16 protein-coding genes are annotated in these 16888 nt (G+C 56.0%); 9 read left to right on the forward strand and 7 right to left on the reverse strand.

The features are described 5' to 3' along the window. Positions 1 to 204 precede the first annotated feature (204 nt). Positions 205 to 675 (reverse strand): VOC family protein, encoded by a 471-nt coding sequence (locus R2940_00130; GenBank protein ID MEZ4598180.1) that lies wholly within the window; start codon positions 673 to 675, stop codon positions 205 to 207. Positions 676 to 881: 206 nt separating this feature from the next. On the opposite strand from R2940_00130, the gene R2940_00135 reads away from it, so the two are divergent. The 3 genes from R2940_00135 to R2940_00145 are packed head-to-tail and all read left to right on the forward strand — an operon-like array spanning position 882 to position 4070. Further along, complete coding sequence (locus tag R2940_00135) at positions 882 to 2057, forward strand: hypothetical protein (protein ID MEZ4598181.1); 1176 nt, start codon at positions 882 to 884, stop codon at positions 2055 to 2057. Further along, positions 2005 to 3093 carry a polysialyltransferase family glycosyltransferase gene (locus R2940_00140; protein MEZ4598182.1) on the forward strand — a complete coding sequence of 363 codons (1089 nt, stop codon included), beginning with the start codon at positions 2005 to 2007 and terminating at the stop codon, positions 3091 to 3093. The genes R2940_00135 and R2940_00140 overlap by 53 nt, the downstream gene beginning before the upstream one ends. 11 nt (positions 3094 to 3104) lie before the next feature. Next, entirely contained in the window at positions 3105 to 4070 is a 966-nt protein-coding gene (locus R2940_00145; protein ID MEZ4598183.1) for a glycosyltransferase family 2 protein, read from the forward strand. Positions 4071 to 4305: 235 nt separating this feature from the next. Here the strand turns inward: R2940_00145 and R2940_00150 are convergent, their stop codons facing one another. The 4 genes from R2940_00150 to R2940_00165 form a co-directional block, all read right to left on the reverse strand. Then, positions 4306 to 5604: an ammonium transporter gene (locus R2940_00150; protein MEZ4598184.1), complete on the reverse strand. Its 1299-nt coding sequence runs from the start codon at positions 5602 to 5604 to the stop codon at positions 4306 to 4308. A 449-nt stretch (positions 5605 to 6053) separates the two neighbouring features. Then, a complete protein-coding gene (locus R2940_00155) occupies positions 6054 to 6812 on the reverse strand; it encodes a succinate dehydrogenase/fumarate reductase iron-sulfur subunit (GenBank protein ID MEZ4598185.1) in 759 nt (252 codons plus the stop codon). After that, on the reverse strand, positions 6812 to 8722 hold the full coding sequence (locus R2940_00160) for a fumarate reductase/succinate dehydrogenase flavoprotein subunit (GenBank protein ID MEZ4598186.1): 1911 nt from the start codon (positions 8720 to 8722) through the stop codon (positions 6812 to 6814). Before R2940_00160 ends, R2940_00155 begins: the two co-directional genes overlap by 1 nt. Positions 8723 to 8732: 10 nt before the next feature. Beyond that, on the reverse strand, positions 8733 to 9410 hold the full coding sequence (locus tag R2940_00165) for a succinate dehydrogenase cytochrome b subunit (protein ID MEZ4598187.1): 678 nt from the start codon (positions 9408 to 9410) through the stop codon (positions 8733 to 8735). Positions 9411 to 9800: 390 nt separating this feature from the next. Between R2940_00165 and R2940_00170 the strand changes: the two genes are divergently transcribed. From R2940_00170 to R2940_00195, 6 genes are read left to right on the forward strand one after another with little or no spacing between them, the layout of a single operon-like run. Continuing rightward, the gene (locus R2940_00170; GenBank protein MEZ4598188.1) at positions 9801 to 10622 is read left to right on the forward strand and encodes an MlaE family lipid ABC transporter permease subunit; all 822 of its coding nucleotides are present in this window, start codon (positions 9801 to 9803) and stop codon (positions 10620 to 10622) included. A gap of 49 nt (positions 10623 to 10671) precedes the next feature. Next, positions 10672 to 11472, forward strand: coding sequence for an ATP-binding cassette domain-containing protein (locus R2940_00175; protein MEZ4598189.1), 801 nt, complete (start codon positions 10672 to 10674; stop codon positions 11470 to 11472). Further along, positions 11459 to 11905 carry an outer membrane lipid asymmetry maintenance protein MlaD gene (gene mlaD, locus R2940_00180; protein ID MEZ4598190.1) on the forward strand — a complete coding sequence of 149 codons (447 nt, stop codon included), beginning with the start codon at positions 11459 to 11461 and terminating at the stop codon, positions 11903 to 11905. The genes R2940_00175 and mlaD overlap by 14 nt, the downstream gene beginning before the upstream one ends. A gap of 9 nt (positions 11906 to 11914) precedes the next feature. Then, complete coding sequence (locus tag R2940_00185; protein MEZ4598191.1) at positions 11915 to 12781, forward strand: VacJ family lipoprotein; 867 nt, start codon at positions 11915 to 11917, stop codon at positions 12779 to 12781. Between the two features lie 43 nt (positions 12782 to 12824). Then, the gene (locus R2940_00190) at positions 12825 to 13472 is read left to right on the forward strand and encodes an ABC transporter substrate-binding protein (protein ID MEZ4598192.1); all 648 of its coding nucleotides are present in this window, start codon (positions 12825 to 12827) and stop codon (positions 13470 to 13472) included. Then, positions 13469 to 13954 (forward strand): cyclic nucleotide-binding domain-containing protein, encoded by a 486-nt coding sequence (locus R2940_00195; GenBank protein MEZ4598193.1) that lies wholly within the window; start codon positions 13469 to 13471, stop codon positions 13952 to 13954. The genes R2940_00190 and R2940_00195 overlap by 4 nt, the downstream gene beginning before the upstream one ends. A 72-nt stretch (positions 13955 to 14026) precedes the next feature. Here R2940_00195 and R2940_00200 read toward each other — a convergent pair whose 3' ends face one another. Then, positions 14027 to 14869: an energy transducer TonB gene (locus tag R2940_00200; protein MEZ4598194.1), complete on the reverse strand. Its 843-nt coding sequence runs from the start codon at positions 14867 to 14869 to the stop codon at positions 14027 to 14029. Between the two features lie 46 nt (positions 14870 to 14915). Then, positions 14916 to 16826 (reverse strand): TonB-dependent receptor, encoded by a 1911-nt coding sequence (locus tag R2940_00205; protein ID MEZ4598195.1) that lies wholly within the window; start codon positions 16824 to 16826, stop codon positions 14916 to 14918. Positions 16827 to 16888 lie beyond the last annotated feature (62 nt).

The following is a 16888-nucleotide window of genomic DNA, read 5'->3' on the forward strand; positions in this document are numbered from 1 at the left end:
CACAGCCATCAAACGCGGAATGGTAGAGCTAAAAATGCCAACATCGTGCCAAGCGTTAAGGAATTGCGAGAGTTTCCAGAATGAGGCACAGCATAAATGCAGAATGCTTTAATTCAATGGATTTTTTATCGGTTCTGCCTGGAATTTCTGGGGGTCTCTTTCGTCTCTTTGACGAAAGCCTTTGCTTGTGATGTCAAAATAGTGTCACCTGCTCTCTGTTTTGTCAAAAGACATGCCTTTGTCCGCTAATTCCCGCTGAGCCTGAGATGTTTTTCCCAGATGCTCCAGATTCATTCCGCAAAGAACGTTGGCTGCCTTGGTGAACTGAATATCCTCGTAGACAACGACCTGAATGTGGTTGCCCCAGGGGTCGAGAAAATCGAGACCCCGGCTCGGCAGGATTTCCGCTCCCAGTTTTTCCAGTTGGGCGCGCATTCCCTCCCGGCTGTCGACCACCAGTCCGAAGTGGCGATGCTCATCGGCCTTCTGCGTCCGCCCCTCGGCCAGGGCGAGGAATTGATCGCCCATGTCGAGAAAGGCCATCTTTTCGGACCGGCCCCGCAGCTCGAAATCAAATAAAGCTGCATAAAAGTCTAGAGCTCTTTCCAGGTCGTCCACTTCCAGGGCCACATGATTGATTCCTACCAGCCGGGCTTTGCCGTCGGGTTTTTTCATGATTGCTCCCTTTTGTTTTAGGCTTGGACTTTGTTCTATTTTATCCCCCTATTGTACGAAAGAAACCAGCCCTGCCGTTTCCTGTCTAAAATTCACCCCCCACCAAAAGCTAATGAAGACCTCACCTGCCAGAAACATTTTCGGGCGAAACATGCAACAGTCGACAATCAGGCCATTATCTCCTTGCTTCGAGTGCTTTTGGAATCGTGAAATCTCTCTTTTTTGCCGTCAATCGAAACCAATACCGGTACTTCCGTTTCCTGGCCGCACATTTTCGGGGCGAAGCTTGCGCCGCCCATGCCGGCCGTTGCCTGTTGCCAGCCCTGCCGGCTCTCCGGCACCTGGATCTCGAGGATCTGCCGTCCATCATCGAGCGGAAAATGGCCGAATTGGCAGCCCGCAGACGCGCCCGTCGTTCTTGGAGCCGTTGCCTCTACCGGCATCTGTTCTGGTTTCTTGCGGCCATCAACTGGTTGCGCTACTGGCGGATCATCTCCCGATCGGGGGCCGCGGTGCTGGCTGTCTGGAACGGCTGTTTCTTCCGCCAGTCGATAGCCTGCGCCGTTGCTGAAAAGCTGGGGCTCACCTGCGTCTATTTCGAGAACGGTCTGCTTCCCGAAACGACCACTTTGGATTGCCGAGGGGTCAACTACGCCAATTCGGTTCCCAGGGAACCGGCTTTTTACGCCGCCCTCCCCGATGACGGGCACCTGCCGAAGTTGCTTGTGCCGCGCACCGCTCGAAGGCCGGACAGATTCGCCGCCTCCGAGACGGTTCTTCCCTCCCGATATGTTTTCATTCCATTCCAGATCGACCACGACACACAGATCACCCTCTTTTCCCCCTGGGTCAGGGACATGGAGCACCTGTTTGCCCTTGTCACTGCGGCCTTTGCCGATGAGTCGGCCGGTTTCCACCTGGTCTTTCGGGAGCATCCCTCCTCCTGCAGAGAATATCCCGCAATCTGCCGGGCCATCGAGGGCAATCCGAAACTGCACCTGATGAATCACGTGGCGACCCAGACCCTGATCGAAAACGCTGCGGCGGTTATCGTCGTCAATTCCACGGTCGGAATCGAATCCCTGCTGCATGGGAAAAAGGTCATTGTGCTCGGTCAGGCTTTTTACGCTCTGGAGGGGATTGCCCGGCGTGCCGGAACCGTTGATGAATTGGCTGGCCTGATCCGCGGGATCGATGATTGGCAGGTCGACACGGCTCTGATCAACCGTTTTCTGTATTACCTCTATTATGACTATGCCATCCCCGGCAGTTGGAAAAACCCCGATGTTCAACACGCTGCGGCGGTTGAAGAAAGGCTAGGTTTCTGTCATGGGCAAAAAACCTGCGATTTTCATGGTCTCCACCCCCCTGCACCTGTATAACGCGCTCGCCATCGCCCTGAAACATCGCCACGACTGGCAGTCTCATCTGTGGTTCATCGATCAGAAGGATGAACGAAATCCCTATTTTCAGGTTCTCGAGGCATGGAAGGATCACCCCTTCGCTACCATCAATTACTTTGTTACCAACCTGCCCGCGACCATGGATAAAATCAGGGCGCGCAAAAAAGCCTTCCAAAGAATCGACAAGCTCGTGGCCGATATCCAGCCGCAGGAACTTCTTGTCGGCAATGACCGCCGGATCGAGTTCGTCTATGCCATGAACCACGCCTGCCGCCAAGGCGGACTTGAAGCCTACGGCTCGCTGATCGACGACGGTATCTATTCCTATATCGACCAGCGCAGCCGCTGGTTTCAGGATACGGCTGCGGAACGGCTGGTAAAAAAGATGGTTTACGGGACCTGGTACCAACGGACCCGGTCCATCGGCGGCAGTTCCCTCATCCAGGGGGCCTTTGTCGCCTTTCCGGAATTCGCCAACAGCTACCTGCGCCGCCTCAAGATAGAGGGGATCGAGCTGGATCTGTACCGTTCTCCGGAGATCCGGACCTTTTCGGAAATGATGCTGGAGAGCGGCAATATCGATCGGCAGATGCTGCCCGCCTACGACCTGGTTCTGACCCTGCCTCACGAGTCGCTGCTGCGCCGTTTCCCCAGGTTTCAGAAAACGATTCGGACGCTGGTGGAAAGCGTCCAGCGGGGCGGCAAGCGGGTCGGGATCAAGTATCATCCCCGGCAGAAGGAGGATGATCCCCTGCAGCTCGTATCGGACAGGGAACAGCTCATTCCTCGCACCGTCGCCTTTGAAATCCTCCTGCCCCTGTTGGACAGACCCCTTATCCTGGGCGATGTTTCGACAGTCCTGCTGACCGCCCGCTGGCTCCGCCCGGATCTGAATGTGGTCGCCCTGCAGAACGAGCGGGATGCCCGGCAGCGGAAAATGTCCCGTATACTGACCCACCTGGGGGTGAAAATTACCGGGGATTTCGAAGAGATTCTCTCTTTTCTCCCGGCCTGAAAGGAGTTTTTGTGTTCGGCAAACTTTGGGCCTATTGGCGCCACGCTTTTGATCCCTCCCGCTTCCGGGTCGTCATGACCCTTCTGGTCCGGAACGAGGCCGACATCATCGAGGCCAACATCCGGGCCCATGCAGCCCTGGGCGTCGACGGGTTTGTCGTTATGAACCATCTTTCCAATGACGGTACGCGGGAGATCCTGACCTCGCTGGCCGGGGAATTCGACTTGCAGGTCATCGACCAGCTCGATCCTGCCTACAAGCAGAGCCGGTGGATGACGGAGCTGGCCTGTTTTGCCCGCGACCGGATGGGGGCCGATTGGGTCATCTGCAACGATGCCGACGAATTCTGGCTGCCTTGCCGGGGAGAAAGTCTGAAGGAGCTGATCGCCTTCAAGGGGGTCTGTTTGACCTGCCGGCGCTTCAACATGCTTTTGCAGCGCAATGCCCTGCAGCGGGGGTATCAGTTCCACGACAGCCGGCTGCGGGTTAACAATCCCGTTTTTTACGGAAACGAAAGCATGGTCAGGGACGAGGTAACCGTCGTGCTGTCCAGAATTGCCCCGAAGGTGATCGTCAATCCCCACGGTCTGGTCAAGATCAAGGGCGGCAATCACCGGGCCCTGCACGGGATGAACTGGCTGGATTACAACAGACCCTACGACCGCATTGAAAAGTTCGAGGATATTCGGGTCTTTCACTATCCGATGAGGGGGTTCGAACACTTCGAGCGCAACGTCCGCCGCCGCAGCCTGCTGCTGTCCGACGATTCCCATGTGCGGATGGGAAACCATTACCGCCGCTGGGCGGAAATGCATCGCCTGGGCCGGCTCGAAGAGGAATACGGGCGTTTTCTCCTCGGGGATGAAGATCTGCGGGTGCTGAAGAAGTTCGGCGTGGTGACGGAAGATGATTTTCCCGGAAGGACGATCAAAAAGGCTTTGGGTGAAGAGGCTGTTGCGGAGAGAAAGACCGCCTGACGGCGAACGGCTGGCGCAGGGCAGGGGGCGAAGGAAGAGCCGATCGGAGAGTCGAAAGCGGCTTTCTTTTAAACTGCGTGGCTGGGGGATCAATATTTTGGTGAGGTTTTGGTAATTTTCGGGGGAGGGGAGGTTGCGGCGTCGTTCGGCAAAATGCTGCGCCCCGGCGAGCCGGGGCGCAGCGGTGATGTACCTTAGATGGGTAGGGATTCGCAGCTATGTCCTGCCTGATTAATCAAGGATTCTTGTATCCGGGTATTGGCTTACCATCAAAGCTCTGCAGGTTTTTTTCAGCAGCCTGACCTGGAGGTGCAAAAGATTTGCGGACCAGTTCCTCCGGATAGGCGTGGATGTTGTGAATGGACAAGTCGGGACCGACGAATTCAGCATCGGCCGACATTCGGAAACCGACAATCTTATTGATCAGGAAGTAAATCGCGGTGCCGGTGACCAGGGCATAGCCGACGGCCAGAAGGCTGCCGGCCAACTGCGCGGCAAAGGAAATGCCGCCCATGCCGCCAAAGACGGGGATTCCGAAAATGCCCGCCGAAATACCTCCCCAGGTGCCGATCATCCCGTGCAGCGGCCAGACGCCGAGCACGTCGTCGATGCGGAGTTTCTCCTGTTCCCACTGGAATCCGTAGACGAAAATCAGGGCGCCCATGCCGCCCATGAAAAAGGCCGCCAGGGGGTGGACAAGGTCGGAACCGGCGCAGATGGCGATCAGGCCGGCCAGGGCGCCGTTGTGAAGGAACCCCGGGTCGTTGCGGCTGGCGATCAGGGCGAAGAGCACCCCGCCCACCATGGCCATCAGGGAATTGACCGCCACCAGACCGGAAATGCCGGTCAGCGACTGGGCACTCATGACATTGAAGCCGAACCAACCCACCGCCAGGATCCAGCTTCCCAGGGCCAGGAAAGGGATGTTGCTGATGGGAATGGGCTGGCTTCTTCCGTGTTCATAACGGCCCTTGCGGGAGCCGAGAATCATGACGGCCGGCAAGGCCAGCCAGCCGCCCATGGAGTGGACTACCACACTGCCGGCGAAATCGTGAAAAGGCGCTCCACAGTAATTTTCGAACAGTCCCTGAAGAAATCCACTGTTGCGACCCCAGATGAAGGATTCGAACAGGGGATAGGTTATGGCCACGAAGATCGCCCCTGCCAGGACCTGAGGCCAGAAGCGGGCCCGTTCGGCGATACCGCCGGAAATGATTGCCGGGATGCAGGCGGCGAAGCAGAGCAGGAAGAAGAATCGAACCAGTTCGTACCCCTGCGTGCCGCCCAGCAGGTCGCCGGCGGGATGCAGGAAGTGGCTGCCGTAGGCGAGAGGATACCCGATGAGAAAATAGCAGACCGTAGATACCGACCAGTCGGTGAGAATCTTGGTGAAGGCATTGACCTGACTCTTGCGGGTGACCGTGCCGACTTCCAGAAAGGCGAAGCCGGCATGCATGGCAAAGACCATGACCGCCCCGAGCATCAGAAACAGGACATCCCCGCTGTTGAAAAGGTTTTGAATATTGGTTTCCATAACCACAAATCCTCCTTGGACCGGCTTGACGGCGTCATTGCCGTAAAATAAAGCAAGAGATCGTTTCAAGCCGCATGCCAAGGAGCAAAATTGTTTAAAAACAGGCAGATAGAAAAAATGGAGTAGTATTTGAGCAGGGATTTGCCCAAAAGTTAACCAATGGGGCGCCTATGTTTTATACATTCGCGGAAAAAGGCTGAGCTGGCAGAAAAAGTCCCGATCTTTCGATGAGTTGTCAGGATTCTGTCGTCTGTGATTTTCAAATTTGCAGGCCCGAATTATTGCCAGGGCAGCGGAAACCGGGATTTGATGGCGTAAATTTCAGCAGAGAGGCTGCTTAACGCGCAGGCTTGATTGAGAGTTGAGCCGGGGGGATTGCCTAAAGAATGGACGTGCTGGGTCCGGTCGGAGGGTCGAAGATAGTCCGACCCGTCCGACCGGATGTACACCTATTTTTTGTCTTTACGGACCTGCGGCAAGGCTTTGATCATCTCCCGGTTGAGCATGGCGATGAACTTGACGCTGATCCCTTTGGGACAGGCTGCTTCGCACTCGTAATGATTACTGCAGTTGCCGAAACCCTCCTTGAGCATGGCGTCGGTCATGGCGCACACCCGCTGTGCGGCCTCCGGGCGGCCTTGGGGCAGCTTGGCCAGGTGGGCGACTTTCGAAGCAACGAACAACATCGCCGAGCCGTTGGGGCAGGCCGCGATGCAGGCGCCGCAGCCGATGCAGGCGGCCGCATCCATGGCCGTTTCCACATCAGCCTTTGGGATCAGGATGGTATTGCCGTCGGGGACGCCGCCAGTGCTCACCGAGATATAGCCTCCGGCCTCCATGACCCTCTGCATGGCGGAGCGGTCGACCACAAGATCCTTGATCACGGGAAAGGCCTTGGCCCGCCACGGCTCGATATAGATTTCGTCTCCGTCCTTGAACTGCCGCATGTGCAGCTGGCAGACGGTGGTCAACTGCTGCGGTCCGTGGGCCTGACCGTTGATGACCTGGGAACAGGTGCCGCAGATCCCTTCCCGGCAGTCGTGATCGAAGGCGATCGGTTCCCGGCCTTCCTTGATCAGTCCTTCGTTGACCACGTCCAGCATTTCGAGAAAGGACATGTCGGGACTGATATCCCTTGCTTCCAGCTGCTCCAGCCGGCCCTTGTCCCGGGGGCCTTTCTGGCGCCAGACATAGAGTGTCAGATTCATTACTTGTAGCTCCTTACGGCCAGTTCGATATGTTCAAAGGTCAAAGGTTCCTTGTGGAGCTCGGGAGTTTTGTCCGCCCCCTGGTATTCCCAGGCGGCGACATAGGAGAAATTGGCGTCATCCCGCACCGCTTCGCCGTCGGGACTCTGGTGTTCCACCCGGAAGTGTCCGCCGCAGGACTCCTCGCGATGCAGGGCATCCCGGGCCATCAGTTCGGCAAATTCGAGGAAGTCCGCCACCCGGCCGGCTTTTTCCAGCTCCTGGTTGAAATCCCGACCGGAGCCGGGGACCAGAAGGTTGTTCCAGAATTCATCGCGCAGGGCTGGAATCTGCTCCAGCGCTGTTTTCAGCCCGCCTTCGCTGCGGGCCATGCCCACATTCTCCCACAGGATATGGCCGAGCTCGCGGTGGAATTCGTTGGCCGTTTTGCGGCCTTTGATGCCCAACAGGCGTTCGGTTGCGGCTTCGGTCTGCTCGAGAGACTGGCGGAATTCCGGATCGCCGGCTCCTACCTGGCCGGGAGCGACCCGGGCCAAATAGTCGCTGATGGTGTATGGGATGATGAAATATCCGTCCGCCAGCCCCTGCATCAGGGCGCTGGCCCCCAGCCGGTTGGCGCCATGATCGGAAAAGTTGGCCTCGCCGAGCACGAACAGCCCGGGCAGATTGCTCTGCAGGTTATAGTCGACCCACAGACCGCCCATCGCGTAATGCGGAGCGGGATAGATCCGCATCGGCTGCCGGTAGGCATCTTCCCCGGTGATCCTCTGGTACATGTCGAACAGGTTGCCGTAGCGGGACTGGATATTTTCAACACCGAGGCGATCTATGGCTTCGGCAAAGTCCAGATAGACGCCCCGACCGCTGCCCACGCCGTGGCCGGCATCGCAGACCTCCTTGGCCGCCCTGGAAGCGATGTCGCGGGGTGCTAGATTGCCGAAGCTGGGGTATTTTCGTTCCAGGTAGTAATCCCGCTCGTCTTCGGGGATGTTCGAGGGGGGACGTTTGTCCCCTTTTTTCTTCGGCGCCCAGATGCGGCCGTCGTTGCGCAGAGATTCGCTCATCAGCGTCAGCTTCGACTGGTGATCGCCGGTCACCGGAATGCAGGTCGGATGGATCTGGGTGTAGCAGGGGTTGGCGAAGAAGGCGCCTCTTTTGTGAGCCCGCCAGGCGGCGGTGACGCTGCTCCCCATGGCGTTGGTCGAAAGGTAGAAGACATTGACGTAACCGCCGCTGGCCAGCACCACTGCGTCGGCAGCATGACAGGTGATTTCACCGCTGATCAGGCCCCGGACGGTAATCCCCTTGGCCTTTCCGTCCACCACCACGAGGTCGAGCATTTCCGTGCGCGGATAGACGCGGATCTTGCCCGCCTGGACCTGTCGGCAGAAGGCCTGATAGGCGCCCAGCAGAAGCTGCTGGCCGGTCTGGCCGCGGGCGAAAAAGGTGCGGGCGACCTGGGCGCCGCCGAAGGAGCGGTTTTCGAGGTAGCCGGCGTAATCCCGGGCAAAAGGCACCCCCTGGGCAACGCACTGGTCGATGATCTGGTTGCTGATTTGGGCCAGACGGTAGACATTGGCCTCCCGGGCCCTGAAATCGCCCCCCTTGATGGTGTCGTAAAAGAGCCTGTAGATGCTGTCGCCATCGTTCTGGTAGTTCTTGGCCGCGTTGATCCCCCCCTGGGCGGCAATGCTGTGCGCTCGCCGGGGACTGTCCTGATAGCAGAAGGCATCGACATTGTAACCGAGTTCGGCCAGGGTGGCGGCCGCCGAAGCTCCGGCCAGGCCGGTTCCGACGACGATAACGGTGTATTTGCGCTTGTTGGCCGGGTTGACCAGCTTCAGGTCGTGGAGGTGATTGTCCCACTTGTCCGCAAGGGGGCCCTTGGGGCATTTTCCGTCTAGTATCACGATGAACTCCCTAAATGGTCACGATGCCGATATAGATGAGAACCGGGATGGCGCTGAATCCGAGAGCCAGGATCAGGGCGGTGGCGAGGCCGACGCCGCTCAAAACCGGCAGGGAGCGGTCGTCGTTGGCTCCCAAAGTCTGGAAAGTGCTTCCGATACCGTGCTTGAGATGAAGCCAGAGGGCGGCCATGCCGACCAGGTAAATTATGGTCACGGTCAACTGGCGAAAGCTCAGCACCACCATGCGGAGAACATCGGCGCGGCCGGCCGGATCGACGAAGTGGCTGATCTCCGGGTGGGTGAAGCGGAAGGTGAAATGGAGCAGGTGGTAGACGATGAAGGCGGCCAGGGCCAATCCGGACCAGATCATGGTTCTTCCGGCAAAGGTGGTGCGGCGGGGCTGTCTCTTGGCATAGGCCGTCGGTTTCGCGGCACGATTTTCCAGGGTCAGCCAGATGCCGAGCCAGACATGCACGGCAAACACGGCCAGCAGGCCGGCGCGGAACAACCACAGCAGGGGGCCGAGACTGCGAAGGTGGACGGCGTAGGCATTGATTCCCTCCTCCCCATAGTAGATGGTGAGGTTGCCGAGAAGATGGGCTATAACGAAGCCGACCAGCAGCAGCCCGGTGACTGCCACCAGGAGCTTCCGGCCCACGGAACCGCGAATCAGTCGCATCACTTGCATATCATTTCATCCCTTGCTTTTTCGGCGTTGTCTTAGAAGGTGAAATCGGAAAATACCCTGAAGAATCGGGATTGGCAAGACGCCGTATACTAAACGGATTATAGCGGAATTGCAAAAAAAAACTGCCTGACGCTTATGCCGTGTTTTCTTTGAAACAGAGAGAAAATTCTTTTCCGCCAAAGAATTGCCTGCCCCCTGCGGGCCGGCTGCAGGTCTGCTGGGGTTGAAAAGAAGGTTCCTTTTTGGGGAAAATGTGCTAATATTTCGCGCTTGATCGGAAGGGCCTGGGTTGCTCCTTTTTTTCTCCTGACAGGCTGCTTGCCGACCCGCTTTCTGTTAATGTATTAAGATGCAGAACTATCGAAACGCAGACGGAAAAACGGTGATCCTATGATGAAACCACTGCGGTGGCTTTTAAAGATGGTGGTTTACGGCTGTGAGCGCCTGGGAGACGAGGTGCTGTATTACCTGGAGCAGGCCGGGCGGATGGGAATCTTTCTGTTCACCTGCCTGGTCAGCATCTTCCGTCCGCCCTACAAAATCTTTTCCGCCGTCAAGCAGATCCATTTCATCGGCGCCAAGTCCATTTTTGTCATCCTCTTTACCGGCGCCTTCACCGGAATGGTCCTGGCTCTGCAGGGATATTACACGCTGCGTAAATTCGGTTCCGAAGGGCTGCTCGGCTCGGCAGTCGCCCTCAGTCTGCTGCGGGAACTGGGTCCCGTCATCGCCGCCCTCATGGTGGTAGGTCGGGCCGGTTCGGCGATCTGTGCCGAGATAGGCATCATGCGCAACTCGGAACAGATCGATGCCCTCGAATGCATGGCCATCGACCCGTACCGGTATCTCATGGCACCCAAATTCATTGCAGCCATCATCTCCATGCCCTTGCTGACCTCCATTTTCGACATTGCCGGTATTGCCGGTGGCTATCTGGTCGGGGTCGGCCTGCTGGGGGTCCCCGCAGGCAATTATTTTCAGGAGATGTATCGCGCCGTTTCCTGGACGGATGTGGAGATGGGATTGGTCAAGTCCCTGGTTTTTGGGCTGCTGATCGTCTGGATTGCCGCTTCGAAAGGCTTTTTCCTCCATCTGGAAAGATCCGGCGGGTTCGGCGCGGAGGGCGTCAGCAAGACGACCACCGATGCCGTGGTGCTCTCCTCCGTTGCGATTCTGGTCTGGGATTACCTGATCAGCGCCATCATGCTTTGAGCAGGTGTCCCGCATTTCGGGTTCCAATGTTTATCGGAAAGGTTCCGCCGTGGTAGAACCAAAAGGCAATATCGCTATCGAACTGATCGATCTGGAGCGTTCCTTCGGGCGGCAGAAGGTTCTGGACAAGGTCAATCTGAGGGTGGCCGAGGGGACGACCACGGTCATCGTCGGAGCCAGCGGCCAGGGCAAAAGCGTTATCCTGAAGCACATGCTCGGACTGCTGAAGCCTGACAAGGGTAAGGTTCTGGTGCTCGGCAAGGATCTGGCGAAGCTCGGGAAAAAAGAGCTTAACGAGGTGCGCAAGGACTTTGGCGTGCTTTTCCAGAACGTGGCACTGTTCGATTCGATGAATATCTTTGACAACCTGGCGCTGCCGCTGCGGGAACGTACCGATGCCACCGAGGAGGAGATCCGCGCCAACGTCGAGGAAAAACTGGCCATGATGGATCTTGTGGGGGTCAACGAAAAATATCCCGCCCAGTTGAGCGGCGGCATGAAAAAACGTGCCGGACTTGCCCGCGCCCTGGTCATGAACCCGCGCATTGTCTTTTTCGACGAGCCGACCACCGGTCTCGATGTCACCAAGAGCAACGAAATCTATAGACTTTTCTACGAGACTCAGGCCAAACTGAAGTATACCGCCGTGATCGTCAGCCATGACGTGCCCAAAATATTCAAGCTGGCGGACCGGGTCGCGCTTATATCGGAGGGCAGAATCGAGGGCTGCATGTCCCCCGAAGCCTTTCAGCTTTCGGATAAACCGGTGATCCGGTCGTTCGTCCTAGAAACAATGGGACCCATCTATTCCAGTGAAAAAGAGGAGATAGCCCAACATGAAAAGGCTTAACATAGAATTGGCTGTGGGGGTTTTTCTGGTTGCCGGCTTCGTCTGCTTTGCCTATCTATCCATAAAGCTGGGGGATATCAGACTTTTCGGGGACCCGACCTATCAAGTGTCCGCCCGGTTTCATTCCGTTTCCGGTTTGAAGCAGGGTGATGTGGTGGAAATGGCCGGAGTCCAGGTCGGCAAGGTGAAAGGAATCACCCTCGATCCGCAGGATTATGAGGCGGTCGTCCAGCTCGAGCTGCAAGGGGACGTGCGCCTGCAGGAAGACGCTATCGCCTCCATCCGTACAGCCGGCATCATCGGCAGCAAGTTTATAGACATCACGCCCGGTGGCTTGGAGGATACCATCGAGCCTGGCGGGGAGATATTTGAAACCCAGTCGGCTATCAATCTGGAACAGCTGGTCAGCAAATATATTTTCGAAAAGAAATAGGAGGGATACATGCGGAGCGGCTGGTCGATTTTCTTTCTGTTTCTGCTGCTGACAGGATGCGGTTCGGTTACGGAGCGAAATATCGAGAAACAGGCGGAATCGGCGCTGGTGGCACCCGGCCTGAGTGTCGAAGAACCTGTGGGCCCCATCCGTGATGAACCGACACTCGAAGAAGCGGCTGGGGAAGAGGTTTTTGAAGAGGAACTGACGGCAGAAGCCGGCGAAGAGGATTTCACCGGGGAAGACGTTTTCGACGAAGAGGTGGCAGCGATCGAGGTATACGATCCGATCGAGCCTTTCAACCGCGGCATGTTCTGGGTCAACGACAAACTTTACTTCTACCTCTTCAAACCTGTGGCGCGGGGATTTCGGGTTGTTCCGGAGCCTGCCCGGCAGTCGGTTTCCAACTTCTTTTCCAATCTGGGAACCCCGGTCCGGTTCGTCAATTCACTGCTGCAGCTTAAAATGGCCGATGCCGGAACCGAGTTGGGCCGGCTGGCGATCAATTCCACCATCGGCATCGGCGGATTGTTCGATCCGGCCAAGAAGTGGTTCGATCTCAACCGCAAGGACGAAGACCTGGGGCAAACTCTCGGCAGTTACGGTGTCGGTAACGGCGTATATCTGGTCTGGCCCATTTTCGGTCCCTCCAGCGCCAGGGATACGGTCGGCATGGTGGGGGATTTTTTCCTCGATCCTCTGTATTACATCCAGATGAAACCGGCGGAGCGCATCGGTCTGAACGCGCTGGAACAGGAAACCAGATTGTCCCTGGACAAGGATACCTATGAGGCCATCAAGAGGCAGGCTCTCGACCCGTACATTTACGTTCGCACCAGTTATTATCAGCTTCGGCAGGGAAAAGTGCAAAAATAAACGCGGGGCGGAGAAATTCCGCCATTTTTCCAGGAGTTGAATCATGAAGTGCAAAAAATTGATCATTTTTTCCATATTGATGTTTCTGATTTATCCCACGGTCATTCTGGCCGCTCCCCCTGGACCTACCGAGCAGTTGCGGACCTCTGTGGATAAAATCGTCGAGATTCTGCGGGATAAAAGCCTTTCCCAGGACGCCATCCTGTCGCAGGTCGCCGATCTGGTCAGGGACAAGTTCGATTTTCGAGCCATGTCGCAACGGACCCTGGGGGTCCACTGGAAGGATGCAACAGCCAAGCAGCAGGACCGTTTCGTCGATCTGTTCTCCCAGTTGCTGGAGGATACCTACAGGGGAAGGATCAGGTCATACACCTATGGGGACGAGTACGTGAAATACATCGGCGAGCGGGTTCGCGACGGCCGGGCCGAGGTGGATACCATCATCGTTGCCAACCGTGAAATCCCGGTGTCCTACCGGATGAGACTCAAGGATGGAAAGTGGCTGGTTTACGATGTGATCATCGAAGAGGTCAGTTTGATCAGCAATTACCGGAACAGCTATGCCCAGATCATTCGCAGCGAGGGGTTCGACACCCTTCTGTCGCGAATGGAGGACAAGATAAAGGAACTCCAGGCGACCAACCAGACCCAGGGAGCCGGACTGGCCATGGACAAAGGGATCCGGTCATGAGCCAGACGATCGGGGGCACGATCGAATCAGCCAGCCTGAAAGACCTTCTGCGTAGCGAGGTGCCTCTTTTCAAAAGCCTGAAGCAGCCTGACGCCGATCAACTGCTGCTCTATTTTAAGGGCAAAACGCTGTCGGCCGGGGAGGTCCTTTGGCGGGAAGGGGATGAGATCGAATACCTGGCCTATGTTCTTTCCGGAAAAATAGAGCTTAAAAAAGAAACCGAGTTCAAGGGAAAACAGTTCATCGTCGGACTTCTGACCGCCGGTGCCATGACGGGAGGGCTGACTTTTTTCAATGAAGGAAAAAGCAGCCTGACAGTGGAGGTCCTCGAGGATTGCCTGTTGGCCGTTCTCGAGGGCAAAGATTACCGTCGGCTCGAAGAGGAGCGGCCCGATCTGGCGCTGTTTCTGGTAAAGAACATGCTGATGGCTGTGTCGCTGCGGCTGCAGCGGTCCTACGAGCGATTCGCAGCCATATTCTGAAATTGAAGACCAGTCAAAAAAAAGAGCTGCCTGTGAAGGCAGCTCTTTTTTTTGCTCATCTGCAGCTGAAAATTATCCGGCTTCGGTAAGATCGAAGCGAACCGGCACCTTGACCTGGCCTGGAACAGGATGACCGTTTCGCCGCGCCGGGTTGAAGCGCCATTGATAAACCGCCCGCTGGGCAGCCTCGTCCAAAATTGAGAATCCGGAGGATTTTTCCACCGCGACACGGCGCACACGACCCGAGGCCGATACGTCGATGAGCAGCAAAACTTCCCCCTCCCAGCCCCGCCGTCGCGCGGAGAGGGGGTAGGGGGGCGGGGGATTCGTTCCGTAGGCGAGGGGCGTGCTTACGGCTGAAACGGCGGCACCGCTCGCGCCTTTCGCGCGGTCATCAACCCAGCCGGATCCTGCCGGGCGATCCGTGGCTGCCCGGTCGCCTCCAGAGTCTCCCCTGGCCTGGGAAAGAGATTTTGCATCCAGTGGAACGGATGAAGTTTCTGGCGGTAACGGTTCTTCGACCCTGCGCTCCGGGACCATCGGGGCCGATTTTTCCCTCCTGACCAAAGTTTTTTCCGGCTGTTCCGCTGCTTTTTCCGCTTTTTTCATTGGTTTTTCGGGTGTATCGGAAACATGGGGCGGCGATTGAACCACGGTTTTGGCTCGGGCAGCCGAATTCGGTTTCGGCTGCCCGGTTTCCATCGCCTCGTCCCGACCGGGCCTTGTGTCTTCCTTTGACCCCTTCGAAGGCAGGCCGGTAGAGGTCGCCCTGGTATCTGATCCGGCAACCAGTTCGACAACCAGATAGATGGGACGCGGAGGTACGATCAGGTCCGGTCGCGGTGTCAGCACAAGCAGAGAAATGTGCAGCGCCGAAGACAGCAGAAGCCAGAAAATCCATTTCTGCTCGATCATGACTTTTCCTGACTTCCTCCTTGCCAATTGATCGGAGGAACTGCAATCAAAAGGTGTATTCCGCACCGGCATAGCCGCTAATACCGGGAGTGCCGTATCCCCATACTTCTTCGTAGTCTTCATCAAAAAGATTGTCTGCGCGCCCGAAGATGCGGAAATTATTACTTAACTTGTAAGATGCCGCCAAATTTACAACTGTATAGCTCTCCAACTCTCCAACTTCGAAACCTATAAAATCTTCTCGTTCCCCAACATGGAGGATAGTAATGTTGGCGTCCCCCCGATCTAGGAACTTATAGTTGATATTGACGGAAAACTTATTTCGAGGCCGCCGTAGGAGCTCATCGCCAGTTTCTTTGTCTTTGGTGTCCGTGTAAGTATAGTTAAAATTGAGGATAAGGTTTGTTAGGGGAATAAGATTCAACCCTGCTTCAATACCTTTGGTTTCCGCTTCATTGACATTTCTGTATGTTGTTATAAAGGGAGAAAAGCTGACAATTTCATTGATTATCAAATCCTCAAAGTCGTTTTCAAAATAGGTTAAGCTGACTGAAACTCGGTTATCCCAGAAGGTTTGGTCAATTCCCACATCCCAACCTTTACTTTTCTCGGGATCCAGATCTGGATTGCCAGAAGAGGGGTCATACAGCTGAGCGAGAGAAGGAGCTTTAAAGCCGGTTCCCCAGCTTGCGCGAACTTTAGTCCCTGTTTGGTTAAAAATATAGGTTGACGCGATGCGATATGTAGTGTGGCTGCCGAATTCTTCATGTTCGTCATGTCGGAGGCCAAGTGTGGTAAAAAATGACTCCCACAATTTGATTTGATCTTGCAAATAGTAGCCGGTGGTGTCGGTACTCTCGTCATATTCCTTGGGAATTAATGGGTCCATCCAAGACTGCAAGTCTTTGACGTCCACTTTTTCTTTTTCGTATTCGATTCCAGCGGTCAGGGTATTAGTTTTGTGAAGGTAAAGATTGTTTTGCCAGTCAATCTTGTAAAGGTTGCTTTTGAAGGAACTGCGCACGAAATTGAAAGGCTGAACAGCGTCAATATCGTCTCGTGTATCGCGATCGTAATCTGTTAAGGAAAACCCGATTTTGGGCTCCCAAACCTCGTTTAAGAGCAGAAACCGCGCTTGGGTGCGAAAGGCGAGGGCTTGGTAATCCGATCGGTAGTTTGGGTCGTCACCACCGGGCCCATTGAAGGCATCGAGGTCGGATTCGGCATCTGTGAAGCGTAGAATTACGTCAAGATCGAAGTTTTCTGTGGGTGTCAGGCCAATGCGGGTTGAGGCTGTGAAATTATTGTATCCGTCGCGCTCGTCATTATCATAATCTGTAGCGGCGGCGGAGATTCCGTTAGTGTCTAGATAGGAGGCGAACAGGCTGTAGTTGACCAGATCATTGCCGCCGTTAAGGCCGATTTTTCCCTGGTAGGTTTCATATGATCCGCCTTCGGCAGATACTGTCACACGCGGCTTGCCCTGACCTTTTTTGGTGATGATATTTATGACACCGCCCAAAGCATCCGACCCATAAAGGGTGCTCTCCGGGCCACGAACGATTTCAATACGTTCAATGTTGTCGGTGGTCAGGTTTGCAAAATCAAAAAACCGGCTGGGGGTGCTTGGATCATTGAGTTCTATCCCGTCAAGCAATACCAGGGTGTGCTCTGAGTTGGCGCCGCGCATGAAAACAGACGTTTGTTGCCCCAGGCCGCCCGATTGTACAACATCCACGGCGGGCACTGTTCTTAGTATTTCTAGTACATCGGGTTGCTGCTTTTGCTTAATCTCCTCTTCGGTAATTACCGTTACCGAAGAGGCAACTTCCCTGGCGGGAGTTTCCAGTCGGGTGGCCGTAATCACGACCGGTTCGAGGGTTTGTGGAACTGCTGACCAGGAAAGGCTTGCCGTCGACAGAAGACAAGCCAGGGCCAAAGAAAGGATTCTGCGCATGGGATGCTCTCCTCTTTGTGCCCAGGCAGAGGTGAGCACAAGAGGGGGAGCGGCATGAGGAG

The sequence above is a fragment of the Syntrophotaleaceae bacterium genome, assembly GCA_041390365.1.
GTDB lineage: Bacteria > Desulfobacterota > Desulfuromonadia > Desulfuromonadales > Syntrophotaleaceae > JAWKQB01.